The organism is Vibrio sp. 1F279 (genome assembly GCF_041439815.1).
Taxonomy (GTDB): Bacteria; Pseudomonadota; Gammaproteobacteria; order Enterobacterales; family Vibrionaceae; genus Vibrio; species Vibrio tasmaniensis_A.
Genome location: NZ_JBGOOU010000027.1, coordinates 56,151 through 82,601, shown reverse-complemented (window position 1 = coordinate 82,601; position 26,451 = coordinate 56,151). Strand labels below are relative to the sequence as shown.

General features: G+C 43.7%; 20 protein-coding genes and 1 pseudogene. 10 read left to right on the top strand and 11 right to left on the bottom strand.

What is annotated here, in order from left to right; all coding sequences use genetic code 11:
• Positions 1–240: 240 nt before the first annotated feature.
• Complete coding sequence (locus tag ACED60_RS18245) at positions 241–1,371, bottom strand: HlyD family secretion protein (RefSeq protein ID WP_017096246.1); 1,131 nt, start codon at positions 1,369–1,371, stop codon at positions 241–243.
• Positions 1,371–1,766, bottom strand: a complete 396-nt coding sequence (locus tag ACED60_RS18240; RefSeq protein ID WP_009845835.1) for a DUF3302 domain-containing protein — start codon at positions 1,764–1,766, stop codon at positions 1,371–1,373. Before ACED60_RS18240 ends, ACED60_RS18245 begins: the two co-directional genes overlap by 1 nt.
• A 274-nt stretch (positions 1,767–2,040) precedes the next feature.
• Here ACED60_RS18240 and ACED60_RS18235 point away from each other — a divergent pair, with 274 nt between their 5' ends.
• Positions 2,041–2,949, top strand: coding sequence for a DMT family transporter (locus tag ACED60_RS18235; protein WP_029223175.1), 909 nt, complete (start codon positions 2,041–2,043; stop codon positions 2,947–2,949).
• Positions 2,950–3,004: 55 nt separating this feature from the next.
• Here the strand turns inward: ACED60_RS18235 and ACED60_RS18230 are convergent, their stop codons facing one another.
• The 4 genes from ACED60_RS18230 to deoD all read right to left on the bottom strand — a co-directional run bounded on the left by ACED60_RS18230 (position 3,005) and on the right by deoD (position 8,500).
• Positions 3,005–4,585, bottom strand: a complete 1,581-nt coding sequence (locus ACED60_RS18230; protein ID WP_029225485.1) for a GGDEF domain-containing protein — start codon at positions 4,583–4,585, stop codon at positions 3,005–3,007.
• Positions 4,585–6,054 (bottom strand): hypothetical protein, encoded by a 1,470-nt coding sequence (locus ACED60_RS18225; RefSeq protein ID WP_009845832.1) that lies wholly within the window; start codon positions 6,052–6,054, stop codon positions 4,585–4,587. The genes ACED60_RS18230 and ACED60_RS18225 overlap by 1 nt, the downstream gene beginning before the upstream one ends.
• Before the next feature lie 185 nt (positions 6,055–6,239).
• Positions 6,240–7,709, bottom strand: a complete 1,470-nt coding sequence (locus ACED60_RS18220) for a transposase (protein WP_009845831.1) — start codon at positions 7,707–7,709, stop codon at positions 6,240–6,242.
• 80 nt (positions 7,710–7,789) lie between these two features.
• Positions 7,790–8,500 carry a purine-nucleoside phosphorylase gene (deoD, locus tag ACED60_RS18215; protein WP_004732072.1) on the bottom strand — a complete coding sequence of 237 codons (711 nt, stop codon included), beginning with the start codon at positions 8,498–8,500 and terminating at the stop codon, positions 7,790–7,792.
• A gap of 346 nt (positions 8,501–8,846) precedes the next feature.
• On the opposite strand from deoD, the gene ACED60_RS18210 reads away from it, so the two are divergent.
• The gene (locus ACED60_RS18210; RefSeq protein WP_032555087.1) at positions 8,847–9,821 is read left to right on the top strand and encodes a L,D-transpeptidase family protein; all 975 of its coding nucleotides are present in this window, start codon (positions 8,847–8,849) and stop codon (positions 9,819–9,821) included.
• Between the two features lie 194 nt (positions 9,822–10,015).
• Here ACED60_RS18210 and ACED60_RS18205 read toward each other — a convergent pair whose 3' ends face one another.
• Positions 10,016–10,282 (bottom strand): Lpp/OprI family alanine-zipper lipoprotein, encoded by a 267-nt coding sequence (locus ACED60_RS18205; protein WP_009845829.1) that lies wholly within the window; start codon positions 10,280–10,282, stop codon positions 10,016–10,018.
• A 360-nt stretch (positions 10,283–10,642) separates the two neighbouring features.
• Here ACED60_RS18205 and ACED60_RS18200 point away from each other — a divergent pair, with 360 nt between their 5' ends.
• Positions 10,643–11,974, top strand: a complete 1,332-nt coding sequence (locus ACED60_RS18200) for a DEAD/DEAH box helicase (protein ID WP_135382371.1) — start codon at positions 10,643–10,645, stop codon at positions 11,972–11,974.
• A gap of 152 nt (positions 11,975–12,126) precedes the next feature.
• Here the strand turns inward: ACED60_RS18200 and ACED60_RS18195 are convergent, their stop codons facing one another.
• The gene (locus ACED60_RS18195; RefSeq protein ID WP_029223712.1) at positions 12,127–13,374 is read right to left on the bottom strand and encodes an SGNH/GDSL hydrolase family protein; all 1,248 of its coding nucleotides are present in this window, start codon (positions 13,372–13,374) and stop codon (positions 12,127–12,129) included.
• 515 nt (positions 13,375–13,889) lie between these two features.
• Between ACED60_RS18195 and ACED60_RS18190 the strand changes: the two genes are divergently transcribed.
• Both ACED60_RS18190 and ACED60_RS18185 read left to right on the top strand, forming a co-directional pair.
• Positions 13,890–14,831, top strand: coding sequence for a triacylglycerol lipase (locus tag ACED60_RS18190; RefSeq protein WP_012600192.1), 942 nt, complete (start codon positions 13,890–13,892; stop codon positions 14,829–14,831).
• A 39-nt stretch (positions 14,832–14,870) separates the two neighbouring features.
• Entirely contained in the window at positions 14,871–15,764 is an 894-nt protein-coding gene (locus tag ACED60_RS18185; protein WP_371728140.1) for a lipase secretion chaperone, read from the top strand.
• A gap of 182 nt (positions 15,765–15,946) precedes the next feature.
• Here ACED60_RS18185 and ACED60_RS18180 read toward each other — a convergent pair whose 3' ends face one another.
• Positions 15,947–17,590: a methyl-accepting chemotaxis protein gene (locus ACED60_RS18180; RefSeq protein WP_009845824.1), complete on the bottom strand. Its 1,644-nt coding sequence runs from the start codon at positions 17,588–17,590 to the stop codon at positions 15,947–15,949.
• Positions 17,591–18,054: 464 nt separating this feature from the next.
• On the opposite strand from ACED60_RS18180, the gene ACED60_RS18175 reads away from it, so the two are divergent.
• The 5 genes from ACED60_RS18175 to ACED60_RS18155 all read left to right on the top strand — a co-directional run bounded on the left by ACED60_RS18175 (position 18,055) and on the right by ACED60_RS18155 (position 24,147).
• A complete protein-coding gene (locus ACED60_RS18175; RefSeq protein ID WP_009845822.1) occupies positions 18,055–18,876 on the top strand; it encodes a phosphate ABC transporter substrate-binding protein in 822 nt (273 codons plus the stop codon).
• Between the two features lie 124 nt (positions 18,877–19,000).
• Positions 19,001–19,930, top strand: coding sequence for a phosphate ABC transporter permease subunit PstC (gene pstC, locus ACED60_RS18170; protein WP_009845821.1), 930 nt, complete (start codon positions 19,001–19,003; stop codon positions 19,928–19,930).
• Between the two features lie 64 nt (positions 19,931–19,994).
• The gene (gene pstA / locus ACED60_RS18165; protein ID WP_012600195.1) at positions 19,995–20,858 is read left to right on the top strand and encodes a phosphate ABC transporter permease PstA; all 864 of its coding nucleotides are present in this window, start codon (positions 19,995–19,997) and stop codon (positions 20,856–20,858) included.
• A 75-nt stretch (positions 20,859–20,933) separates the two neighbouring features.
• Positions 20,934–21,683, top strand: coding sequence for a phosphate ABC transporter ATP-binding protein PstB (gene pstB / locus ACED60_RS18160; RefSeq protein ID WP_009845819.1), 750 nt, complete (start codon positions 20,934–20,936; stop codon positions 21,681–21,683).
• Between the two features lie 319 nt (positions 21,684–22,002).
• Positions 22,003–24,147, top strand: a complete 2,145-nt coding sequence (locus tag ACED60_RS18155) for a GGDEF domain-containing protein (RefSeq protein WP_371728138.1) — start codon at positions 22,003–22,005, stop codon at positions 24,145–24,147.
• A gap of 137 nt (positions 24,148–24,284) precedes the next feature.
• Here the strand turns inward: ACED60_RS18155 and ACED60_RS18150 are convergent, their stop codons facing one another.
• Both ACED60_RS18150 and ACED60_RS18145 read right to left on the bottom strand, forming a co-directional pair.
• Positions 24,285–25,967 (bottom strand): BatD family protein, encoded by a 1,683-nt coding sequence (locus tag ACED60_RS18150; RefSeq protein ID WP_371728137.1) that lies wholly within the window; start codon positions 25,965–25,967, stop codon positions 24,285–24,287.
• Positions 25,968–25,969: 2 nt separating this feature from the next.
• A pseudogene (locus ACED60_RS18145) lies at positions 25,970–26,451 on the bottom strand (hypothetical protein); the annotation flags it as partial.

Sequence of the window (26,451 nt, the reverse complement as noted above, 5' to 3'; positions counted from 1 at the left end):
ACCTTGGAACTTCAAACACTGACAAGTCGCCCCGTGGGTTCATGGGGCGGATACTAAGGGAAGGTAAGTGTCTAGATGTCTAAAATTCCATCTAGACGCATTAATATCATGTAAAAAACGCAATTTTACGGTTAATCAAGCAACAAAAAAGCCAGAACGAGTCTGGCTTTTTGATTCATATTAACAATGTGTTAAGCGGGGGTGTCGTATATCTACGACCGTTTAGTGGTCTAGATACGGTTAGTGGTCTAGATATAGATAGTTTTGCCAACTCTTCATGCGAATAAGCACTTTACGCATGATAGATACGTGAGTGAAGCTGTCAGAATAAACGGCCACTTCCACGGCAGTACCCATAGGCAAATGGTACTCAGACAGATCATCAGTGATGGTCAGCTTAACAAATACACGGCCGCTAGTACGCAGTGCGTCAGTACCTAGAAGTGTGCCTCGAGCTTGAAATTGGCTTTCACCAATGGCTGGGATGACTTCATCAATGCGTCCTTTAAATACTTTTCCTGGTAGTGCTCTAAATAGAAACTCAGCTTCGTAGCCAGGTTGCAGGCGTTGTAGTGAGTTTTGTCTAAAGGCTGCGGTATAGAATTGCGCCTCAGTGTGAACAAAGGTCATCACCGGCGCTAATGGTAGTGGTACAGCCATTACACCAGGACGAAGAGCGAGTTGAGTTACGTAGCCATCGGTTGGTGCTCTTACTACCGTTTGGTCAAGATTGAATTCAGCTTTACGTAAATCAGCAAGTAAGCCTGCAACCGCTGTATTCTCACCGCCAATCTCAGAGTTAAGTGCGATCTGAGCTTGTTGTTGGTTTGCTTCGGCTACTTTCACTGCAGCTTCTGCGGCTTTGTATGCCTGTCGACGAGTATCGAGTTGTTGCTCTGTAAATGCGCCACTTTCGAAGCCTCGCTTGTATCGAGAGAATTCACGTTGTGCTTTGTCTCTTTCTGCAATGGCTTTTATTTTGGCAGCTTCAGCTTCTCCAACTTGCGACTCTAGACCTAAGGCTCCTTGACTCGCTTCTTTTACTTTGGCTTGCAGCTTAGCAACTTCAGCTTCAAAAGGAATCGGGTCTATTTTGAAAAGGATATCCCCTTGCTTGAGAGGCTTATTTGCTTCAACCGGAACCTCGATGACTTTGCCTCGAACCCCTGAAACAATCGGTGTCGTTGAGTAAACTTGATTACCGATTTGTGTGAAAGGGTGGTTGTAGTTCATCAATAGAATCAAAGTACCGATGAGGACAACACCACCCAGTACGGCAGTGGGGACAGTCCATTTGTTTAGTGGGATTTTGAATACTTTGAAAATCGTAATACAAAGCGCCGCGTAGGTCATTATCAGCAGTAAATCCATTACTTAGCCTCCTGATCTTGAACGTTGTTTGTCTGTTTCTCTGTGCTGTTTTGCTCAGTGCCCGCTTGCTTTAGCTGTGCGATTTCGTTCTGAAGTGCACTCACTTGGTCGATGAGAGTGTCGACTCGGTGATGAATATCATGTTGTTCTTCTTCAAGCTTAGCGAAGCCCCAGCCACGATCTTTGCGCCACAACGTAGCCCAAATCCAAAGGAACGGCCAAATAGTGTGTAAAGTGAATAGGCTAACCCAGCCTGAGACATGAATAGCATCTTGATGAGGGTGATTACGTTCTTTCGCAATTTCATAAGGAATATCGTGAATAACGATGATGCCGTAAAAGATAACTAATGCTACGAAAATCAGTAGACCGAGTGCAAAGTAGTCTAAAAACATAACAGATCCTTGTAATGTTAGATGTTAGTTACAAATATACTACGCTATCATCCAAGTAATTGTTATAAAAATGATTTACCAATCTGAAAATAATATGTTGCTGCTAATAATGAGAATAAAATCATTGATGGATCTTATAAAATCCAATTGAACTTGAATAGGTTATTTCGGATTTCTTGCTGACAAGATGACAGTTCTGATTCAAACGATGCGCATAGCCATAATCATAGCCATAATCATAGCCATAACAACAATAAATAAAGGATAAATACGGATGTATATAGGTGAATTAGCGGCCATTGGCGCTGCGATGGTGTGGGCGTGTGCGACATGGATTTATGGGCAGTTTGGGCATCGCTTCTCTGCGATGCAGTTGAACATTGTTAAGGGGGTTGTAGCCTCTGGCATGATGCTGTTGGTCATGCCGTTAATACCAATGCCTGAATTCGAACTGAGTGCTAACCATTTTGGGATCTTGGCGATCTCGGGAGTCATTGGTATCGCAGTTGGTGACAGTGCTTATTTTGCGGCATTAAAAAGAATTGGTGCCAATAAGACCTTGTTGCTGGAATCTCTGGCTCCACCTCTTTCTGGTGTTTTGGCATTAATGTTTCTTGGCGCGGCACTCACTTTGCAAAGTTGGCTCGGTGTTGTGATAACAACCTTAGCGGTGACCTTTGTGGTCTTTCAGCCGTCGAAATCAGCGAACGGTAATGATATTTCTAATGACAAAGCACAGTGGGGTGGCATTGGATATGGGCTTATGGCAAGTGTTTGTCAGGCGTCGGGTGTGGTGATTTCCCACTACGCATTGGTGGCGGGTGACATTCCACCATTGTTAGGTGCTTTGATTCGCCTGACGATTGGCGTGTTTGCCGTAATGCTGATTATCCCTTTCGTTGAAAAGAAGCCGTACTCGTCGATAAAAAGAGATTTATGGGCAATGACCAAGCTCGATAAACTTTGGTTATTAGGGGCAATCTTTGTCGGGACGTTTCTCGCTCTATGGCTTCAGCAAGTGGCGTTGAAAAATGCTAACCCTGCGATTGCTCAAACATTAATAGCGACCAGCCCGGTCTTTATTTTGGTGATTTATGCGATTAGAGGAGAGAAGGTGTCAAAGCAAAGTATCATCGGGACACTTGCCGCATTAGGTGGAATTTCTTTGTTCTTTTATCAATAAGAGGCGGGCTTAGCTACAGAGCTACAGACCTAAAGACCCACAGACAGACGTGTTACTACTCTGTACACACTTGATTACGGCCGTTGGCTTTAGCTCGGTATAGGGCTTTGTCTGCACGATAGAAGGTACGCTGAGTATTTTCTCCATCGCGATGCAAAGTGATACCGATACTAACGGTTAAACCGCGCTCGCCGAGTATTTCATGCCACCCAAATTGGAAGATACGCTCTCGATAATTTTCAGAGTGCATTTCTGCTTTCGCAAGGTCAGTATTCTCAAGGATGACGAGGAACTCTTCTCCGCCAAACCTGACACATGACGCGCCTCTAAACTTAAAGTATGAACGCAGTTCTTGAGAAACGCTGACGATCGCTTTATCACCCACTAAGTGGCTCAGTTCATCATTGATTGACTTAAAGTGGTCGATATCGATAACCATTAATGCGAAAGGCGTTTCGTGTAGCAGTAGATCTTTCAGTTTCACATCTAACCAGCGACGGTTGTGTAACCCGGTCAGTGGATCGGTGAAAACATCTTGTTGTAGCTGAGCAACTGTATTTTTATGTTGCTCTGTTGTCTCTTTAAGCTCTTTGTTCTCTTGTTCGGAGAGAATGAGTTTAAGTTGTAATTCAAACCGAGATAGACGGCGCAGTTGGCTTGCACCGAGTTCGCTGATCGGGATCTGCTTCATCAGATCCGTTTCAATTCGGTAGCCTTTCTTCTCGTAGCTCAGCGCTTCTTCAAAACGACCTTGATTCAAACACACATCACTTAGAGAATCATAGAAGCGCTTCGCAAGCACAGGTGACGAGCCGGGCTTCACACGTTTGTGGGTGCTCGACAAGATCATACTTGCATAGTCTTGCTTTCCGGTCGCACTCAAGCAATGTGCTAACTCTAGACGAGTCATGGTCGCGAGCCAACTTGCTTGAGTACTGTTGGCTGGATATTGAATTTTTGACAGACAACGAAGCGCTTCATGGTGCTTTTTCTTAGCACGGAGCACTTTTGCTTGATACAACAGTATCTGAGCTGTGAGTAGCTTATCACTCACTAAAATGCTCAGTTCTTCGCATTCGTTCAGTAAGTCGCTGGCCGCCGTTATTCGGTTGAGCAGTAGCAGACTTGCTACCATATAAAGCTTGAATTTCAGACGAAGTGATCGACTGCTTATCGCGTGATCTATGCTATTGATTTTTTGGTAGTAGCGAAGAGCTCTGCTGTGGTCTCCGTAAGCGTCACACAGGTTCCCCATACCTAAGATAGCCATTACATATTCATCGATATGTCCGTGCTCAACGGCGATTGTCGATGAGCTGACGAATTCATTCAGTGCCGACGTGTAATCACCAATTTCAACCAAGCGATTACTTAAGCTGGTCTTTACAGTAAGAATATCTTCTATATCTGTAGGAAGGTGGAGTAGGTCGAGTGCCAGTTTTAATTCATCAATACTGGTTTGATTTTGTTGTAACTCGGCGCGGTACTCAGAGCTGATGATGTAACAGTGTGCTTGTTCTGTTTGTGTCGTCGAAACGTGTTGGCGAATATGATTCCAGAATATGATCGCCTCTTCACCCGATACCGATGAAGGATCTAGACCTGCATCTGTAATCTTGCTTAATAGGGTTTCCATCATTCTGTTACCTCAGCATCGTCTTCTTCTAGTTGTTCAAGAGTGAACGGGAACGTCAAAATATCGTTGAGGCTGACGGTCGGTCTCGAACCTTTTAATCCTTTTCTGTGCCATGGATAGATATCTAGCATGGTGGTCAGAGTTTTAAAGATCTGGTCTGCAGCTTCGTCTTTTTCGGAAAGCATCAGAGCCACACGTTCCGAACTTAGTCTTGCAATGAAGTCGTTCTGATTACACAAGGTATGTGCTATCTCGGTACAGACATCTAAGTAATCGGTATCGATGTGATGGAACATGATGATGCAGTGATTAGAGCGTTTAAGCTCCGTCTTAAATAGTACCAGTTTTTCCCACCAGAAGGTTTCGGAAACGACATAAGAGAGGTGCTTTTCCGGGTCGTGTTCGTGTTGACCTCGAATGCGGTTAATTAGCTTACGAGCTCTCTGTTCAAGCTGGCGTTTTGAACTGCGCGCTTTGTCTAAACCGACACGATTTGTTTGTTCTTTAAGCATGCCGGTAGAATATTGACGATACTTCTTAAAAGCGATCAATGCGGCTTCAAAATCTTGATTTTCTTCTGCGACTAAAGACTGTTGATAACAAATTTGGCTAAGCAGTTCGCCATTATCGAATTCGTTTGCTGATTCTTCTGCCAGCCTTAGCAACTCGGCGGCTTGTTCTGGCCTCTTTCTTAAGAGCTCCAGTCTAGCTCGACTGATGTAGGAATGCGCTTTCATCCATACAAGGTTGTGCTCTACTGCTAGCTTGTGCGCTTTGGCTGTGGCTCGTTCTGCATCATCCAAACGTTCAAGGCCAAGTAGGGCAAGGCCTCGAAAATCCCATACTTCAGCGTGCCAAGTATTATCTTTATATTCTTTTAATGCTTCTTCTGCACCGTCGAGCACCGATAGCATTTCAACATAGTTGTTGAGCAGGTAGTAATCCCATGCGAGAAGTATTCTTGCTTTGCCTTCTAACCAACCAATGCGGCTGTTATTCGCTACTTTTACAGCGAGCTGGTGGGTAGAGCGTGCAAGTTTATATTCGTGAGTCATTCGCCAAATGTTGCCAAGGCCAATGAGGCATTCAATTTGAATCTCCACTTCATCAACCAGTGCAGATTGTTCTAATGCATTGATCCAGAACTGTTGGGCGGAGTAATACTTGGCTTGTCCCCAGAATTGGAGAGCGTGTAAGTGGAGAATTTCAGGGAGAAAATGATCGGTATCTAATCGGCTTTGGCGTTTGTAGGCTTCCTTGATGTATTTTAAACCTTTCTGGTAATCCATAAGGTTCCAACAACATCTCGCCATTAACATGAATGACTGGATAGCGCCCTCTTCAAACAGAACTTGCTCTGATCTGACTAGGCATTGTTGTGCAATCTCTAGGATCACCAATGGCTCAGAATCAACGCGAGTTTTGAGTTGTTCTAGTTCGGTTTCAAGAAGGTACTGATTTTTGTCCAAGGCTTAGATCCATAATTATCGAACATATTGATAACACAATCATTATAGGAGTGTGATTGATGATAAGCATCAATTATCTCTCGCTGAGCATAAAGGGGACACGTATCTTTTCCAATTTTGGGTGTTATCTCATGCTTTTGCTTTGAAATCAATGAGTTCTAGAGCGCTTGTCTAGATGGTAAATTCTATGAAAGCAATTGCTTAAGAGTTAATGGCTGCTCTGTCACACCTAAGCGTTGTGCTGCCGTCAACCCTTGCTTATCTTGGTAGCACAGATTGTGCCAAGATCTAAATATGTCGAGTAATGGAAGAATGCCCCCAGGACGAAGTTTACGTCTTGGCTCATTGATGAAGCTATCAAATAACAACTGAAAACGTTGTTGATAGAACTTTGTTTGCTGAATTGAAGCTGTATTAAGCCACTGTTTTGGTTCTGGATTATTACCCGTTAGGTAGCAGATACCTTTTTGACTGTCACCTTGACTCGCGATAGCCCAACGATCGCGCCACCAACTCATATGAACGATGTCGATCTTTTCAAAATTTTGGTCATCTTGCCAACCTGAGTCTTCCTCTACATACATAAGGTCAACATTTTGACTCTGAATACGCGGCAAGCAAACGCTTAGAGCGGCAGATCTTAGTAATGGATCTTGTGGCATATAGATCGTGACATGCTTATTCTCATCACACATATCAAGCACGTGTAGGAAGTGAGCATAGGAAGTATAAGGCGGTCGAATTAGCGCGCCTTTCGAAGGGTAACTGAATGTCGTAAGGTTACCCATTGGGTCCTCTACATTGCCTCTCGCAAGAATTACTTGATATTGCTGCTCAATGCGCTCTTTCAGTTTGTCAGACGGCTGAGGAAGTTCGAGATTCGCTTCTGAAGAGTGCTCTTTAGACACAAAGCGTGCAACGTCATCATAAGGGTTGTGATCAGCACTTCCAGATGGTTCTTCATTTTGAGAGTAATTTACGTGTTGGCAAAGGATGTAGCCAGAGTGTGCCTCGCCAGTCGCTATCCATACCACACCATTGTTGCTTTTCGGTTGCAGGCGTTGGTAGTGAGAAGCGAATTCGTAATCTTTAGCATGGTTGACCCAACGAGCGTCGATCATCGCTAACTTGCGACGACAGCGACTGGCGATATGGTCAACATGATCATAGAAAGTCTTTGGATTGATCTCTAACTTTCTACAAATTTCACGTACTGAATACCCCATGAACAATAAGCCCATGAGGTTCTCTTGAAACTGAAGTTTTTTGTTGGATCCTGACCACTTATCAACGAAGGTTGATTGGCAGTCTTTGCATCTGTAACGCTGCCTATCGCCACTGTAGCCGAAGGCATGATAAAGATGTTTGTGGGTATGAACCGATAAGCCAAAGTTATCGCAATCATCATTACGACAAGCAGGGAGCCCGTCGCTGTGAAGTTGTCTTAGGCGATGAAGTTCGCTTAACACTTCACGATTGTTAAGTAAGGGGGGGAAAGCTCCACATTCACGACAAACCATCGCTGGACGCTTAGGGTTTGCGTGTTGCAAAACATACCGTTTTGCATCGCTCAAGCCAAAGTTGTCACACGCCAATGTTTTACAAAAGTTGAGTTGCAAACCATCCGCATCTTTTGGCAGCTTGTCGTTAGACACGATCTCCCCCTCGGGATTATTTGAGCAGCCAAGTGAGCTTGGCTGCGGGGTAACGCTTTTCAATGTATCTTATCAATTCGTTAGATGTTGATTGCAGTCTCTAGAGCAACTTTCATCATGTCATTGAAAGATTTTTGACGATCTTCAGAGCTTAGTTTCTCACCACGGATGATGTGGTCAGATACTGTTAGGATAGTTAGAGCTTTAGCACCAAGATCCGCAGCAACACCGTAGATACCAGCGGCTTCCATATCAACACCAAGGATGCCTAGCTTTTCCATTTTTTCGAAAAGGTCAGCTTCTGGAGTGTAGAAAAGGTCTGCAGAGAATACGTTACCAACTTTAACTGGAACTTCTTGTGCACGTGCTTGGTTTACGGCTTCTTCTAGAAGACCGAAATCAGCGATTGCCGCGAAGTCATGGTTGTTGAAACGAATGCGGTTTACTTTTGAGTCAGTCGATGCACCCATACCGATAACAACGTCCATTAGTTTAACGTCATCACGTACCGCACCACAGCTACCTACGCGAATAACGTTCTTTACGCCGTACTCAGCAATTAGCTCATGTACATAGATGCAGCACGATGGAATACCCATACCGTGGCCCATTACAGAAACTTTCTTACCTTTGTAAGTGCCTGTGTAACCAAACATGTTGCGAACGTCACAAACTTGCTTCACGTCATCAAGGAATGTTTCTGCAATGTATTTTGCGCGAAGCGGGTCGCCTGGCATAAGTACAGTTTCTGCGAAATCACCAGCTTGAGCATTAATATGAGGTGTAGCCATGGTCGTTCTCCAAAGTTTTAACGGTAATTATAGGAACAGGGTTTTATTAATTACCGATGCTGTTGAATTGAATTCGTTTTGTTGAGGCAATATTAGCGAGTTAAAGCGAGGCTCCGTGAGATGTTTGTCACAAATTTGCTCTACCTTTAAAGTATTATTCATATAGATAACCAAATATGTTGAAAGTTTAGAGGCAATCGATTTTGTGTGGTTAAATTACGCTATGTCCAGAAGAAAAACGACAAATAAAGGCCTGTTGCATATCAGCTTGGAGCAACAATACGTTGTCGCGACGTTTGATCAGCGATAATCTAAACTTTGATAGAAAGACCAACCAAGGAATTGTATGTCGTACTGCGCTAACTCGACGCCTTTGCACTCAATGAGAACACAGATACGTAAGGTAGCTTTACCTCTAGTGAGGGTCACCATGCTTGTGGCAGCGATGGCTTCGTCGTGTGTGTCTGCGGCGACCTTTGTACTGCCTCCGGCTGAAAGCCGTATCGTCGGCAGAATACAACAACACGAAGTGGCTGCTGGCGAAACGTTGGCTATCATTGCTAAGCAATACGATATTGGTTTTCTCTCTTTAATGGCGGCAAACAAAGGCGTTGATCCTTTTCTTCCTGCTGAAGGTTATGTGTTAAGTATCCCTAGCCGTTTGATTCTGCCGGATACGCCGAGAAAAGGCATTGTGATTAACCTTGCCGAGTTAAGGTTGTACTTCTTTGAACCTGAGAAAAATCAGGTGCACGTATTTCCTGTTGGCATCGGTCGAGTGGGGCGAGATACCCCAGAGATGATCACTAAGATAAGCCAAAAAAGACCCAATCCGACTTGGACGCCTCCAAACTCAATTCGTAAAGAGTATCTAGAGAAAGGGATTGAGCTACCAAAAGTGGTTCCTGCTGGGCCGGAAAACCCTCTGGGCGAGTATGCATTACGACTTGCTTATGGTGCAGGTGATTATCTGATACACGGCACCAATAAAGACTTTGGGATAGGCTTGCGAGTCAGCTCCGGCTGTATCCGTATGGAACCTAAAGATATTGAGTGGCTTTTTGAACAGGTTAGTCGTGGTGAGCAAGTCACAATAATCGATGAGCCTATCAAAGTGTCTTTAGAGCCAGATAGGAGCGTGTTTGTTGAAGCTCACGAACCATTGACGCGAAGCGACGGCTCTAAGAAATTATTGCAAATCCCCGTTGAATTAAAATGGTGGCTTGAAGATGCAGATCTACCAAATTCAAAAGCGAAAGCGGTGATATTTGCTCAAAATGGCGTGCCTGTTGAGATAGCACCACCTGTGATTGAGTTCTAATTTGATTGCCTCTTCTGTAACAAGGGGCGTTTATTTTTGTCTACTTGAATTGATACCTTCTACTCGAATTAATGCCTTTTATTCGAATTAGTAACGCCCAAAAAAAGCACCACATCCGTTAAGAGGTGGTGCTGTCTATTTACTGCATTTTGCGACTGATTTAATCTACAGCTTAATCGCACTGAGCTCTCAAACTATTTAGTGTAAGACTCTGCGATGTTGTCGATACGGTCGTTAGCACGATCCGCTTCTTCTTTTGCTGCCATAGCGGCTGCAGCTGCTTCTTGAGCTTTCATTTCAGCTGCCGCTTTATCGCCTTTAAGTGCTTCAACTTCACTGGTTAGCTCAGCAACTTGGTTAGTCAATTGATCCATTTGTGACATTGCAGCTTCTTCTGGCTCAGAAGAACAACCAGCTAAAATGAAAACTGAGGCTGCAGCTGCGATTAACGTCTTATTCATAAGAACTCCTTGCTTATTTATCATCAAAAGATGCGCTATACATTCTTTATCATATAGTCGCTTCATTAATGATTGTAGCGACTAATTTTTTAACTGCAAAAACAATAACTAGAGAAATTACTAAATTTTTGAGGTAATTAGCTGAGCGTCACGTTATGTCTCGTTTATGAGATGGAGGGGTGAGAGCCGGTTTTGATGTGTTTTGGAGAGTTATTTCTTTGCGAGCAATGCATACAATGTTCTAGCAAACGAGAGATAAAGGGATAAATTTTCTGTGATCTCTATCCTTATAAAGTACTTTCGCGGTATCATGTCACGTTAAATTAATTTTATTCAATACCATCATGACTGGAGAGTCCTTTGCACTTTAAAGATTTAGGCTTAGATAACCGCTTACTGAAGAACTTAAAACATTACGACTTCAAGAAAGCGACAGAGATCCAATCAAAAGCGATCCCTGTTGCTATTGCTGGTAAGGATCTATTGGCTTCATCAAAAACGGGATCAGGAAAAACATTGGCGTTTGTGTTGCCAATGATACATAAGGCATTAAAAACAAAAGCGTTTTCTGCTAAAGATCCTCGTGGTGTAATTTTGGCTCCTACTCGTGAGCTAGCAAAACAAGTTTATGGCGAGCTGCGTAGCATGCTTGGTGGTCTGTCTTACGAAGCGACACTTATTTTGGGTGGTGAAAACTTTAACGACCAAGTTAAGGCTCTGCGTAAGTACCCTCGCTTTATTGTTGCGACTCCAGGCCGCCTTGCGGATCACCTTGAGCACCGCTCACTGTTTTTAGATGGTGTTGAAACGCTGATCCTTGATGAAGCTGACCGTATGCTAGATTTAGGTTTCGCACCTGAATTGCGTCGTATCGCGAACGCAGCTAAACACCGTCGCCGTCAAACGTTGATGTTCTCTGCGACACTTGATCACGCGGAAGTGAACGACATTGCAAATGAAATGCTAGATTCGCCTAAACGCATCTCAGTGGGTGTTTCTAACGAACAGCACCTTGATATCACTCAGAAGTTTTACCTGTGTGACCATCTAGATCATAAAGAAGCAATTCTGGATCGTGTTATTGAAGAAGCTGAATACCGTCAGGTGATGATCTTCACGGCAACTCGTGCTGATACTGATCGTCTAACCGAGAAGTTAAACGAGAAGAAGCTTAAAGCGGTGGCATTGAGCGGTAACCTAAACCAAACGCAACGTAATGCAATCATGAGCCAGTTCGAGCGTGCGGTTTACAAGATCTTGGTAACAACAGACGTTGCTTCACGTGGTATCGATATTCCAAACGTAAGCCATGTTATTAACTTTGACATGCCTAAGCATACAGAAGAGTACGTGCACCGCGTTGGTCGTACTGGTCGTGCCGGTAACAAAGGTGATGCAATCTCTTTGGTTGGTCCAAAAGACTGGGACAGCTTTAAGCGTGTTGAGCTTTACCTTCAACAAGATCTTACTTTCTCTGTGCTTGAAGGCTTGAAAGGTAAATTCAAAGGCATTAAGCCTCGTAAACCTGCTTTTGCTAAAGGCGGACCTGCGAAGAAGAAGACCAACACTCAAGTTAAGAAGACGCCGAAGAAACCGGTTAAGCGCGATAAGAGCTTCCACAAGAATGTGGCAGTGGGTGATACAGTATTTATCCCTAAGAAGAAAGTTGCACCAAAAACTGACGACGAGTAATCAACTCGTGTAAGCTAAAAGATGATGTTTATAAAAACAGATCTTTATACAAGCTAGCGTAAATAAAAACCGCCTATGAAGGGCGGTTTTTTTGTATCTGGTTTCTACTCCTGAAAGGTGTTGTCTCAGGTTACAGAGTCATTCGAAAGGCTTTAGAAATCAAAGGTTGAGAATGAATACGCTAAGATATGGTCGGCAATGTATTTGTGGGTGGCGGTCGTTGGGTGTGTTACTCCCCAGAAGACATAGCTGTCTGATCCGTGCGCTGCGCAATCATTGGTTAAGCTGTGACTTTTTAGGTAGTCGGCTGCTGAGCTTCTATTGATATTTAGGCAGGCATCACTCGCGTTTCGAAAGCCATGTTGCTCTGGATTATCGGTAATGCTGGCGAACAACGCGCTTGCATCGAACAACACCACGTTTTTACCCATGCTTTGGTAATACTTGGCCTGCGTCTTGATGAATTGATTGAACTCTAAAATCTTGCCACGAACTTTAATGATCTCTTGTTCAGTTGAGTATTTGAATTGAGGTGCTTTGGTTGCATCAGGCAAGGTGAACAGCAGGATATTGTTTGCACCAGATTCCGTTAAGCGGATCAAAGCGCTGCTGAAATCGGCTTTTACATCGGCCACTTCTCGGTTGTAGTTCATAAAGTCATTGAGGCCAAACTCTAAAGTAAACAACGAGTTTTCTGGGCGGTAGTTTTTGGCGATTTTCATATAGGTTAAGTAAGAGGTGACTTGGTCATATACTCCGGTTAATGCGACGTATTGATTGGTGCCAGCAGCCCCACCTACTGCCCAGTTATAAAGAGGCACATCTTTCGCCTTGGCTAAATACTCTGTCCAGACTAAACCGTTTGAAAAGTGCCCTAAAAACCATGAGTTTGCGTTCGGGAAAACCCATTGAGAACCGTTAAATAGGTTACCGGTGTCAGAAAGACTATCACCGAAGGTGACGATACGGTTGATGGTGTTCGCTTGGACAACGTTGTCATTTGTCCAAATCGAGTGGTTATAAGAGAAGCGATTGTCTGCTGCAAAGTAAGTGATGTCTGCGGCGTCATGTTGGATGTCGAGCGTCTGTTCACAACGCTGCTTGATTTCAGATTGAGGAGCGTCACTGTAGAACATGTTCTTGAAGGATACAGAAGACCACCAGTATCCATTGATCGTGTAGTAATCACCATTTTCCTTTTTTGCCCATTTCCAGTCGGTAGCTGGAGAGTCATGTGAGGCATCGGTTCGATACCAGCATCGAACATAAGAATAGGTTTCTGAACCTTGTGTACTAAATACTTGTGCGGATGTAATGGATTCAGGTGTCGGTATTGAATCTTCAGCAGCATAAGCGCCAAAAGGCAGGGTTAACGCGAGTATAAAAGCCGTATTTTTCATCACTGTATTCTCTTTTATATTTAGTGAGCCAAACAAAACGTTGTTGCTTGTGACTGTTTTAATAACTAAATTGCAAATAACTGGTATGACCTATATCCAAGATCAATAGCTCTCGTCAATACATTCAGTTTGTTAGCGGCTTATAACTGGCATCAGTGTCAAAGTTTCAACCACTTTTTGATTGAAAAACAATGGTTTCGAAGTGAAATGGCTAATATCTAACATTTGATTTTAACGAACTATCGCAGGCAACACGTCGTCATTGACCGGCACGGGATGATTTGTCTATTGAATGCTTAAATGAAAACGTGATCAGAAGGGTGGGAGGTAAATTATAATTTAATCAATAGCTTACCCGTTGGTAATGTCAAGCGAAGTTGCAATTCTAATGTTCATCACAATTGTTTAATTCAAGCTCAATATCACAAATATCAAGTTTTCACTTTTTGTTTTATAAAATCATCATCTACGGTTTCTTTACTCATCAGAGGTCTAATCTGTTTAAGGAAAGAGCATTGAAAAAGATATTAATTTGGACGATAGCCTGCCTATCCAGTTTTGGCGTCTATGCCGGAACAAGCGCATCAGCATTAGAAACTAGCGGATACACTGCAACGAAATACCCTATTATGCTGGTACACGGTTTGTTTGGTTTCGATACATTAGCAGGCGTGGATTACTTCTATGGCGTACCGGAGTCTCTAACTAAAGATGGTGCGAGCGTATACGTTGCTCAGGTTTCTGCTACCAACAGTTCCGAAGTTCGTGGTGAACAGTTACTCGCTCAAGTCGAGACGCTGTTAGCCGCGACAGGCGCAAGTAAAGTGAATCTAGTTGGTCATAGTCACGGTGGTCCTACTGCGCGCTATGTCGCATCGGTTCGACCTGATCTTGTTGCTTCGGTGACGAGCATTGGTGGTGTTCATAAAGGATCTAAAGTGGCAGACCTTGTTCGCGGGACGGTATCTGAAGGGTCAGTTTCAGAAGGTATCGCGGTTAAATTGGCTGGTGGATTGACGGCGCTTATCAACCTGTTATCTGGTGGAACGGATCTAGATCAAGATGGGCTTGCGTCTCTTGAAGCGTTGACCACTGAAGGTTCGCTTGCATTCAATCAGTTTTACCCTGAAGGCGTGCCAACGTCTGAGTGTGGTGATGGTGAATGGCAAGCAAACAACGGTGTCTATTACTATTCATGGACAGGCTCTTCCACTTTTACCAACCTTCTTGATCCTACCGACGGAGCGATGACAATCCTTGGTTTAGCTTTTAATGAACCTAATGACGGGTTAGTGGGAGCATGTAGCGCGCATTTGGGCAAAGTGATTGGTGATGACTACAAAATGAATCACCTAGACGAGATCAATGGACTATTGGGGATCCACCATCTTTTTGAGACCGATCCAGTGACCTTATATCGTCAGCATGCCAATCGATTGAAGTTGGCTGGCCTTTAGGTAGCACTAACCGTTCATTAAGAGAATAAGGAAAGTATGATGAAAAAGATCGCCATTTTGTCGATAACCACGATAGCCTTGATGAGTACAGCGGCGGTCTTTTTATATCTAAAGAAGGAAGATACAAGTTCATATAATAACAGCGAACAAAGCGCTTCTTCATTGAAGGTTAGCTCTCAACAAGATACCGAAATCGATAGTGCGTCAGCTAAAGACATGATGGAATATTTCGTGTCAGGCAATACAGAATTAACCCTCGAAGATATTCGTGACAACGTGGCAAAACACCATGAGCAATCACAAGCCACGGTGGTCGATGAAGCTTTGTTCGCTAAATATCTTGAGTACAAGTCAGCACTGACATCATTAGATGTCCAATTTGATACCACCTCAATATCTGCAGAGGATCTACGCGCACTGAATCAAGCTCTCCTCGATCTTCAAGCACATTTTTTCAGTGAGAGCGAGATAAGTATTTTGTTTACCCATGACAACAGAATGAGGGAAATCGCCTTAGAAAAGTTACTTCTGAAACAAGAAGGGCTAGACGAGTCAGAATATCAGCAAAGGCTTGAGTCTTATCTATCTGAACAGCCAGATTACGTTCAAGCCAGTCATCAAAATCAGGTGTTATTGCAGCAACTATCCAGCTCTAAGGGCTTAGATGAACAAGGCCGGTACTTGAAGAGAAACGAACTGGTTGGCGAAGAAGCGACGCAGAGGCTCGAAGCGCTTGATCAACAAAGGGCGGACTTTGATGGAGCTTTAGAAATTTACTTTGTTGAACGAAACGACATTTTGAATGACTCAGCACTCTCAGAAATTGAGCAACAAGAGACTATCGCACAACTTCGGACTACGCATTTTCAGCCAGAACAACTTCGAAGAGTGGAAGCGATTGAAAGAATCAGAGCCGCTGAGAGCGATCAGTAATCTCCAGCAATTAAAAAAGCCAACTATTGATGACTCAATAGTTGGCTTAATAATGAAGATCGGTTACTGCAATCTATACATGGTAAGTAAGTGCTTACAGTTTAAGGCTTAAATTTTGTATCCTAGAGCCTATACCATAAGCCCTTGCAGCTTGAACCTTAAAGCTTATTCGCCCTTACCCCTTAAACCTTAAAGAAGCCCAACTGCTGCTTTTGTTGTTCAGCGAGGTTTGATAACTCGTGGCTTGCTGCTGCAGCTTGGGTAATGCCTGTTACATTTTGGCTTACTAAGCTGTAGATATTTGAGATATTACGGTTAATGTCTGAAGTCACTTGGCTTTGCTCTTCTGCTGCAGCGGCGACCTGAGTGTTGATTTCCGTGATATCCGTTACTGAGTTCGCAATGCCTGAAAGTGCAGAGCTTACCTCACCCGAAAGAGTCTGGTTATGTTCCAACATAGACAGCGAACTGCTCATACTCTCATTCGCGTTTCCAGATTGAACCTGCAAGCCTTCAATGATGGTTTGGATTTCTTTGGTCGAATCTTGTGTACGTGCTGCCAGCATTCTCACTTCATCAGCTACAACCGCAAAACCACGTCCGCTTTCACCTGCACGAGCGGCTTCAATGGCAGCGTTAAGCGCAAGAAGGTTAGTCTGCTCTGAGATGCTTTGAATAACCTCAATGACATTACCAATCTTCTCTGAGTGCTCTTTTAGCGTGCCAACAACGTTCGCAGCTTCGCTAAGCTGAATCGCCATTTGCTCGTTTGCTTGGTTACTTTCATTAAACAAGCTCATGCTGTGTGTCGCCATTTCGTCAGCTTGCTTAGATGCAGAGTCGGCTTGTACTGCATTTTCGTTGACGTTTGCTGCTGTGCTCTCAAGTTGATTCACGGCAGAAGCAACTTGTTCCACTTCTTGCTTCTCTTGGTCTGAGTTCGCACTTGATTGTGTCATTACAGCAGCTAGTTCAGTCGATGCTGACGCAACTTCGATGCTGATTCGAGACAGTGAACTTACCGTGTCACGCAATTGCTCAACGGATTTGTTTACGTCTTGCGCAAGACGTGAGATCTCATTGTCTCCATGTTCTTCGGCTTTTACTAGCAGGTTACCTTTTGCTACTTCGCGCATGGTTGCCTGAATATTGTTGATTGGTTTAACAATGATGCCAGCCAGTGTCCAGCTAATAACAAGAGCAATAGAAAGAATCACTAAAAGCCCAATAGTCGCAGTATTTAGGGTGCTAGTGTGTTGCTGACCATTGGTATGGACTTGTTGAGTAGCAAGCAAGTTTAGCTTTTTAGAAAGACTGTCGATTGCTTTTACCATTTCGTTACCTGCATGGCGGTATTGGTCAATTGCCGTTTGGTAACGAGTATCAAAGTCAGAAGTTAGCACTGAATTACCGTGTTTTGCTTTTAACAGGGGAAGCATGGTATTGCGTGAAAAGTTAACGTAATGGTCCATCGCTTTGCTCATTGCTGCGACTTCATCTTGCATACCTGGCACTGTGTCTAATGAGCTCAGTAGGCGTGAGTTTTGATCGCGTTTTTGATTAAGCGTTTCAACGAGTGTGTTTACATCATCAGGGTTGAACAAGCTATAGATTGCTTTGATGCGCATGCCGTAACTATTGTCGACGATTTCGCTGAGTTCTTCTTTATGTAGAATGAGTTGATCTGTTGCTGTTGATACATCTTTAAATGCGTTTTCCAGCTTGTCACCACCGATGATGACACCCGTCAAAAGTAATACGACGGAAAAGAGTACTGGAATAAGAATTTGTATTTTAATTGATAAGCCACTGAGAAGTTGGCGCATGTATTGTCCCTCTATAAATAAGTAAATGAGCCGATGCAATTGCTTTTATTATAATTATCCCGTGATTCTAACTACTGAGAATGACAATTCAATCAGTAATACATTCAATTTAGATATATGCGATAGGTAATTGATAAATTACGGTTATTTATTGTGCAAAATGAGCGTTTTTCTTTATTTCTCTATGGTTTTCCCGTTATGGTTTGGTGTGTGGTAATTGGTAATATTCGGTATTGGTGGAATGTTGAACGATTTGGGTTAAATAGATTGAAATAAGTGTTTAACGTTTATGAGTTATTTAAACTTATTGCTTCAAGGTTATTTGACACGAAAAAAGACGAAAATAAATGTCAGCTGTCATATAGGCTTCAATTTAACGAAACACAACTGTCACATTCAGATTCTAAAGTGGGCACCGTTCAAGTTAAACACAACGGCAATAACGCCACTTAAGGAAATTTGTGATGAAAAAGACAGTTATCGGTGCAATCGCTCTTTTAGGTGCACTAACAGTGACTCCAGCTTCAGCTAAAGAAACTATTTCAGCAGTTGGTTCAAGCAGCGTGACGCCACTGATGGAAGTTTTCTCTGAAACATACATGAAAACGAATTCAAACGTATTTATCGAAGTACAAGGCCCAGGTTCGTCTGCTGGTGTTAAAGCGGCGAAGAACGGCAGTGCAGATTTAGGTATGTCTTCTCGTAACCTTAAAGATAGCGAGAAAGAAACAACACTAGTTGAAGAAGTGGTTGCTCGTGACGGCATCGCAGTCGTGGTTAACCCTAAGAATGGCCTTGACGGTCTAACGGCTGAGCAAGTAACGGCTATCTACAAAGGTGAAGTAACAAACTGGAAAGACGTTGGTGGTGCAGACAAGCCAATCGTAGCAATCACTCGTGATACAGCATCGGGTACTCGCGGTGCATTCGAAGACATCATGTCTCTTAAAATGAAGATTTCTGGCACGAAAGTATCAGCAATCTCTCAACGTGCTCAAGTTGCTAACGGTAACGGTGCACTAAAAACAATGGTTGCATCTAACCCTTACGCAATCGGCTATATCTCTTTAGGTACAGTAGATAACTCAGTAAACGCGCTTGCAATTGACGGTACTGAAGCATCTGTAGACAACGTTAAGAACGGTTCTTACAAAGTAGCTCGTCCTTTCCTAGTACTTTACAAAGAAGGTAAGCCTTCTTCTGAAACTCAAAAGTTCCTAGATTGGATGCTAACTGACGAAGCTCAATCTCTTGTTGAGAACAAAGGCTACATCTCAGTTAACTAATCTATATCTCAATTAATTAAATATTGCTCAGCCTACCTTTTCAGGCTGAGCCTTTTCTATCCCACTTCGAGTTAATCCGTACGCTTAGACAGCGTGTTAAGGATTTCGATATGTGAGACTTGTTATGACCATCGCAACGAATAGTGAACAGCTTATGAATAGCGAAGCGACTCAACTGAAACGCGGCTTACGTAAAAAGAAGCGTGTAGATTGGAAAGAGCGTATTTTTCACGGCTTATTTCTTACTAGCGCAATCATCGGCATAGTATCCCTTGCTGTTATTGCTTTTTTCATCGTTAGAGAAAGTATCCCTGCGTTCCAGGAAGCGGGCCTATCGGGTATCGTGCTAGGACAGAACTGGCTACCACCAGCACTTTACGGTGTTGCTACCATGATTGTGGCATCTGTCGTATCGACATTAGGTGCGGTAGTGGTTGGTGTGCCGATTGGTGTGTTAACGGCAATCTTTATTGCTGAAATAGCGCCAAAGCGTCTGGCGGACATCATTCGTCCTGCTGTCGAATTGCTAGCGGGTATTCCTTCGGTAGTTTACGGCTTCTTCGGCCTCGTTATTATCGTTCCCCTGATTCAAAACGTATTTCAAGTGCCTGCGGGTAACACGATTTTGGCGGGTATTATTGTTCTGGGTGTGATGATCCTTCCGACGGTAATTACGGTTTCTGAAACCTCAATCCGTGCTGTACCAAGAACGTACAAAGAAGGTTCCTTAGCGTTAGGTGCTTCAAAGATCTTTACCATCTTTAAGTTGCTCGTTCCGGCAGCTCGCTCAGGCATTATGACGGGCGTAATTTTGGGTATTGGCCGTGCTCTTGGTGAAACGATGGCAATCATTATGGTGATGGGTAATGCACCTGCAATGCCTGAAGGTATCTTAGATTCAGCGCGTACACTAACCGCCAACATTGCGATTGAAATGTCTTACGCGAGTGGTATTCACGCAAGTGCGCTATATGCGACGGGTGTTGTTCTCCTTGTTTTCATCATGTCTCTGAATGCAATTCTCCTTTACTTGAACCGTGAGAAGGCGAGGTAACATAATGTCTTTAGAAAATAACGTAGCACCTCAAGCTAACCCTACGAATTCGCAAGGTAAGACGATGAATAAAATCGCGTTAAAGAAAGCCCGCGCACGTAAAGACGCCGTTCTGAGTGGTTTTATATGGGCTGCTGCCGCGTTAACGGTGGGCTTCTTGTTCTGGATTATGTGGTACATCCTCTCAAACGGCTTACAGCACGTTGATTGGAATTTCATCACGGATGACTACACGCGAACGGGCGATGAGCACGGTATTTTCCCGATGATCATCTCGACCATCTACATGGTTATTGCTTCGATTGCGGTTGCGGCGCCATTGGGTATCATGACGGCAATCTACCTGACTGAATACGCAAAAGTAGGCAGTCGCTTAGTTAAGATCATTCGATTTTGTACCGAGTCATTAGCAGGTATTCCGTCAATCATCTTCGGTTTGTTTGGTATGACATTTTTCGTGGCTATTTTAGGTTTAGGTTTCTCTATCCTATCGGGCGCGTTGACACTGAGTATCTTGATTCTTCCAGTGATTATACGTACTACTGAAGAAGCATTGATGGCGGTATCTCAAACTTATCGCGAAGGATCGTATGGTTTAGGTGCTTCTAAAATCTACACAATCTGGCGTTTGATTCTACCAAGTGCAATGCCGGGTATTATCACTTCAGTTATTCTGAGTATTGGTCGTGTTATTGGTGAATCAGCGCCAGTATTCTTGACCGCAGGTATGGTTGCTCGTATCCCAGATTCATTATTGGATTCTGGCCGTACATTAACCGTTCACTTATATAAGTTAACGACTGAGCTATTTACGATTGAAGAATGGAATCAAGCATACGGCACAGCAACAGTACTGATTGTTCTTGTACTGCTGATCAACACACTCACGAAGTTGATCGCAAGACGTTTTAATACTGCAACTTACTAAGCAGGGTTTTCTAGAGCCAAATGAGCTCCTAAAACAAAAAAAGTACAGACTTTGACGAATTACGAGATTACGAATATGAACAAATTTAATATTAAAGACCTAGACCTTTTTTACGGCGAAAACCAAGCGCTTAAATCAATCAACCTACCCGTGCCAGAGCGCCAAGTGACCGCTTTGATTGGCCCGTCGGGTTGTGGTAAATCAACGCTATTACGTTGCTTGAACCGAATGAACGATCTTATTGAAGGTGTAAAAATCACCGGCCTTCTTGAGATGGATGGCGACAACATCTACGGCAATATAGATGTGGCTGATCTACGTATCAAAGTCGGCATGGTTTTTCAAAAGCCAAACCCATTCCCAATGAGCATCTATGAAAACGTGGCATACGGACTACGTGCTCAAGGGATCAAAGACAAAAAGCACATTGATGAAGTGGTTGAAAGTTCACTTCGCGGCGCGGCGCTTTGGGATGAAGTGAAAGATCGTTTGAAAGCACACGCATTCGGTTTGTCTGGTGGTCAGCAGCAGCGCCTGTGTATTGCTCGCACCATCGCAATGCAACCTGACGTAATTTTGATGGATGAACCTACTTCAGCTCTTGATCCAATTGCGACTCATAAAATAGAAGAGTTGATGGAAGATCTGAAGAAGAACTTCACTATCGTTATCGTAACGCACTCAATGCAGCAAGCCCGCCGTATTTCAGATCGCACGGCTTTCTTCCTAATGGGGGAGCTTGTAGAGCACAACGAAACCAGCGTTATCTTCAGCGAACCAAAAGATGATCGCACTAAAGGTTATGTAAACGGTGACTTTGGTTAATTGCTTAATCGATAACGTGGTCAATACCACTAACTGAAACGCAGGTTAGATAATCGATTCGATTTACAGAATTATCACTATAACTATAAGCGATGGAAGTTTTGCCCCACTTTAGGTGGGGCTTTTTTATGCTGTTAAAAAGCATCACATGTCGACGAAATTTTGGGCAGGAAATCCCATTTTTGTAGTCCTTCTCATGCTTGTGATAATGCAAAAGGTCAAATTGCGACCCACTTAACATCTCATTTTTAGTTACATTGATTGCATATCAAGGCTTCTGTATTTTTGCGTTATTCTTATTAGCCAATGGATCAACGCCGTGCATGTTAAAGCCTTTGCAAAACAGATATCTGCTACGCGTGACCACCGTTTATTGGCTGAGTCTCTGTTTGACTACCTGATTAAAATGCTTGGTCCCCAAGGGATCGGAATATTTTCAGAGCCAATACCAGAAAGCGACTCGTTACCGTTGTTTTCCTACGGTGAATTAACCTCTCTTGATCATTACCCTTCAACATTTTGGCCATGGGTTTCACAGTTCGACACTGCAGACGGTGTGTTACCGATGTCGCTCAATACGTGCAAGTGGGATCACAGTAAAGCGCTTGGTGGAGAGTCGTTCATCATGATGCTCGACAACGCCCCAGCCTGTAGAACTTATTTAATTATTCAAAATTGCATCGCAGAAAAAGTTAATCAAACCTTTGACCAAGGGCTGGATGGCCTTCAATTAGCGGCAGCTCGCTGGCAGTGTATTCGCGCAGAAAAAAATGCAGCTATCGAGATTAAGCATAGGGATACACGTGAAGCGCAATATCTTGATGAAATTAAGCTTCGAGAGTTGTTTGTCGAGAATATGAAATTGGTTCATCAGGTGGCGTTAGAGCTCTCGAACCCTGAATCATTGGATGCACTCTACAAAGCATCGGTAGAGGCGGTACGCGATAGACTTGGTTTTGATCGCGCCATATTTATGTTGCTTGATATGAAAAAGCGTTGCTTTAGTGGCACCTACGGCACCGATGAACTAGGAAAAACCAACAGCGAACATCACACTCAATATGACCTGCATCAGCTTGAATCGGAATATATCGAGGCATTGTCTGACAACCACACTAACTTGGTCGTTATTGAACAGGCTCCACTCTACACTGAAGGTAAGGTTGTAGGGCAAGGGTGGAATGGCATGCTTATTTTGCGTGAAGGGGATAAACCCGTAGGTTGGATTGCCATGGACAACTACATTCACCGCTCGCCAATCACCAATTACCAAAAGCAGATGCTTGAATCGTTCGGCTCTCTGCTGTCTCAGATATACATTCGTAAACGCCAAGAACTGAACATCCGAATGCTGCATTCGAGTATGGTTGAGTTGTCTCGCTGCGATAGCGTCAGTGCTGTGTGTAAGTCCGCCGTCAGTTTTGCTATTCAGCATTTAGGCATTGATCGATTAGCCGTTTTCCTTACCGATAAAAATTGCAGTTACATGCAAGGTACTTGGGGTACCGATATAAAAGGCGATATTGTCGATGAGTCTTATTATCGATCAGAGCTGGTAGAGCGTGACATTGTGTCTGCAGCTCGTACTTACCCTAACCAAGTCGCTTTTGAAGAATCGGTCCCTATTTATCATGATTACAATATTGTCGGGGTTGGCTGGACGGCAATGACAATGCTCACCACAAATACAGGCGTTCCGATTGCGTTTATCGCTGCGGATAATTTGCTAACACGAAGCCCTTTAACTTCACAACTGCGTGAAGTGATACGTATCTTCGCCTCTAGCCTTGCTGAAGTCTTACAAAGAACCATGGCGCAAGAAGAGATCAAAAAGCTCAATGAAACCCTAGAACAAGAGGTTAGCAAGCGAACTCAAGAGCTTGAAAATGCGAATGAACAGCTCGATGTAATTTCTAAACTCGACCCGCTGACTCGTCTTGGTAACCGCCGTATGCTGTCACAAGTTTTAGATGATCTGAATTGTGAGGAACAAGGTGCATTTGCTACGCAGAATGAGGTCACCTTTGGGTTAATTCTTGTCGATCTTGACCATTTTGGTTTGTACAACAGTGTCTATGGCCATACTGAGGGGGATGTCGCTTTACGTGCCATTGGCAAGATACTGAGCACTCATGTTTACGGTGATCAAGAAACCTTCTGCCGTATCGGCGGTGAGGAGTTTATGTTGTTGATGATCGGTACCAATCACACAACAACAAAGCAGCGTGCAGAGTCGATTCGACAAAGTATTGAAGATGCAAAAATTCTCCATTGTAAAAGTAGCACTAGCCAATATTTAACCGCATCTGTGGGTTATGCATCGATAACTTCGGATCAGCGCCAGTTCGATTTTGATTTGTTGTATGGCAAGGCTGATAAGGCTTTGTATAAGGCGAAAGATTCAGGGCGAAATAGAGTTGTCTCGGCTATGAAGCGAAGAAAAGTTGCGGCTACACTGACTTAGTGTGGTATCTGTTTTTCCCGTTCTCAAAAACGACTGAAGCCGTGATGATCACAATGTGGTTATCACGGCTTCGTTCTTTTTTGTTTACTTAGATTTTCTGCTTAGTTAGCTTTCTGCTTACTTAGAACGCTGGCTAATTAAAGTCTTTCTAATGTGCTCTTGTGTGCTTTGTTCGAGATGCGTTTTGGTTTCTTAACCGCTTTGATTGCCTCAGAAGGATCCCATGACTGACTTGGTGAGCCAGCTTCAGCATAGAGGCTCTGATTTAGCTTGGTGAGCTCAGCTTCGATTGTTTCTAACGTCTCATCACTCAAGTCTGGGTTTTCTGTTTTCCACTGTTCGAACAAAGTTCTCGTCTTCACACCGTCTTTCATTTTCAGAGCTGCAATAAGCGCTTCTGCCGTATCGGATTGACGTTCATCTTTTTGCTTTTGTTTTACTGCTGTACCGCGGCGTGACCAGAAGTAAAAAGCAACCGCAGAGCTAATTATCCATAAAGCAGCAAACAGCGCCGTTAGATAAGGCCACATTCCTGGGTTTTCAACGGTAACAATCGTCGGGCTAGCTTGCTGAGTTGGTGTCTCCATAGCAGGAGCTGGCGAGCTTGAGCTAGCGCGTTCACTTGCCTGAACTGACAACTCAAGACCAAGCGCTTTAGTGGTTTGTTCCGATTGCGTATCGGTGTTGAACCAAGCTTGAGACACATCAGGAAGCGAGATATTTCCGGCCTCTTTCGGAATCAATATTTGCTTATAAACGGCCACAGCATCACCAGACTGGGTTGTGCCAAATTGCGGTTTCTCTTCATACACGCGCACCGATTTAGGGTAGGTGATGTTCAGTTTTGGTAACTGGTGTTGGGTCAAGTTGCTGGCTGTCATTGTGATGGTACGAGTTAACGAATCACCGGCTTCCATTTCAATCTTCTGCTTGTCGCCACCTAAAGCATTGCTACCTGTCAGCTCGTTGCCTTGGCTATCTGACCATTTCTGAATCAACTTGAAGTTCGATGTTGGTAACCACTCACCTTGATAGCCTTTTGGTACAGGATTCACTGTGACATCTAAGGTTTCAACGGGCGTGTCGAGTTGGAAAAGGCGCGTTGTGCTTGAGTTGTTGGTTGAGTAAACAACAGCACCGGTTAACTTTGGCCCTTGAAGCTGAAATTGTCCTGCTTGTTGTGAGGATATATGGAAAGATTGCTGAACAACGGTGACTTCTTGTCCGTTGATAACATCTTGGAACTGTTTCGACTCACCGATGGGTTCCACGTCCAAATTTGATGAGTTTGGTAGAGAGATTTGGGGATCTTGTAATCTTCTTGGATCCGCTTTGATGATGAGTTTTACATCAAGTTCCGCGACCTCTTGAGGGTATAGCGAGTCTTTACTCAGATTAAGTTGAAACTCGGCCATATCACTCTGCTTTGGAGCGGCTTTATTAACCGAAACGTTGATGGTGATCGGCTTAGTTTTAGCGCCTTCAATATCAAAGCTAGGAATATCTAATCGGCCTAATCGAAGTGGGGCAAGGGTAATATTCCACTCGCTAGACACAGTGCGGCTACCATTGATGATTCGCATTGATGACCCAAAGCTTGGGGTGCCGACGTAGAAATTCTGTTGGAGAGCCGTTAGATCTAAAGCACCTGACGATACTTTTTCATCGGTTGCGACTCTAAGTAGGAAGACTTCATCTTTAGTTACGCTGTTTTGTGAAACGCTCGCTACGGCCGTTGCTGCCAATGCAGAGAAGGAAGAGAAAGCTCCCAGCAACAAAGTCAGGAGTATTGAGAAAAATGGCTTGTTTAAAGATCGCATGGTTACCACTTTTTGTTTTGGTTGTTAGGAGCACTTTTTTGGCGTGCTTGTAGAATCATTTGCGCTTTAAGCAGTTGGCTCGGGTCACGGGCGCTTTCTACTTGCTCAAGCTTTCGCATATCCGGATCGCTCGACATAGGTTGACCTGATGCTTGTGCTGCAGCTGGTTGAGTGTTGTTATCACTGTCTTCCTTAGCAGCCTCTTGTGCTTGGGCAGTTTGAGATGCTAAGTCACCTTTGTCCTGTGACTGTTTATCTGCTTGATCCGCTTTGTTTTGTTGCACAGCTTGCTTGTCGCTTTCTTCATCCGTCTTGGAATCAGAGCGGCTATCATCAGCTTGGCTTTGGTCAGTATTCTGATCTTGGTTTTCACTTTGATCTTGTTTGTTGCTTTGATCTTGGCTGCCACTTTGACTTTGCGACTTCCCATTGTCAGCTGAGCTTTGTGGTTGATCCTGCGAGCTTTGCGAAGAATCATTTTGCT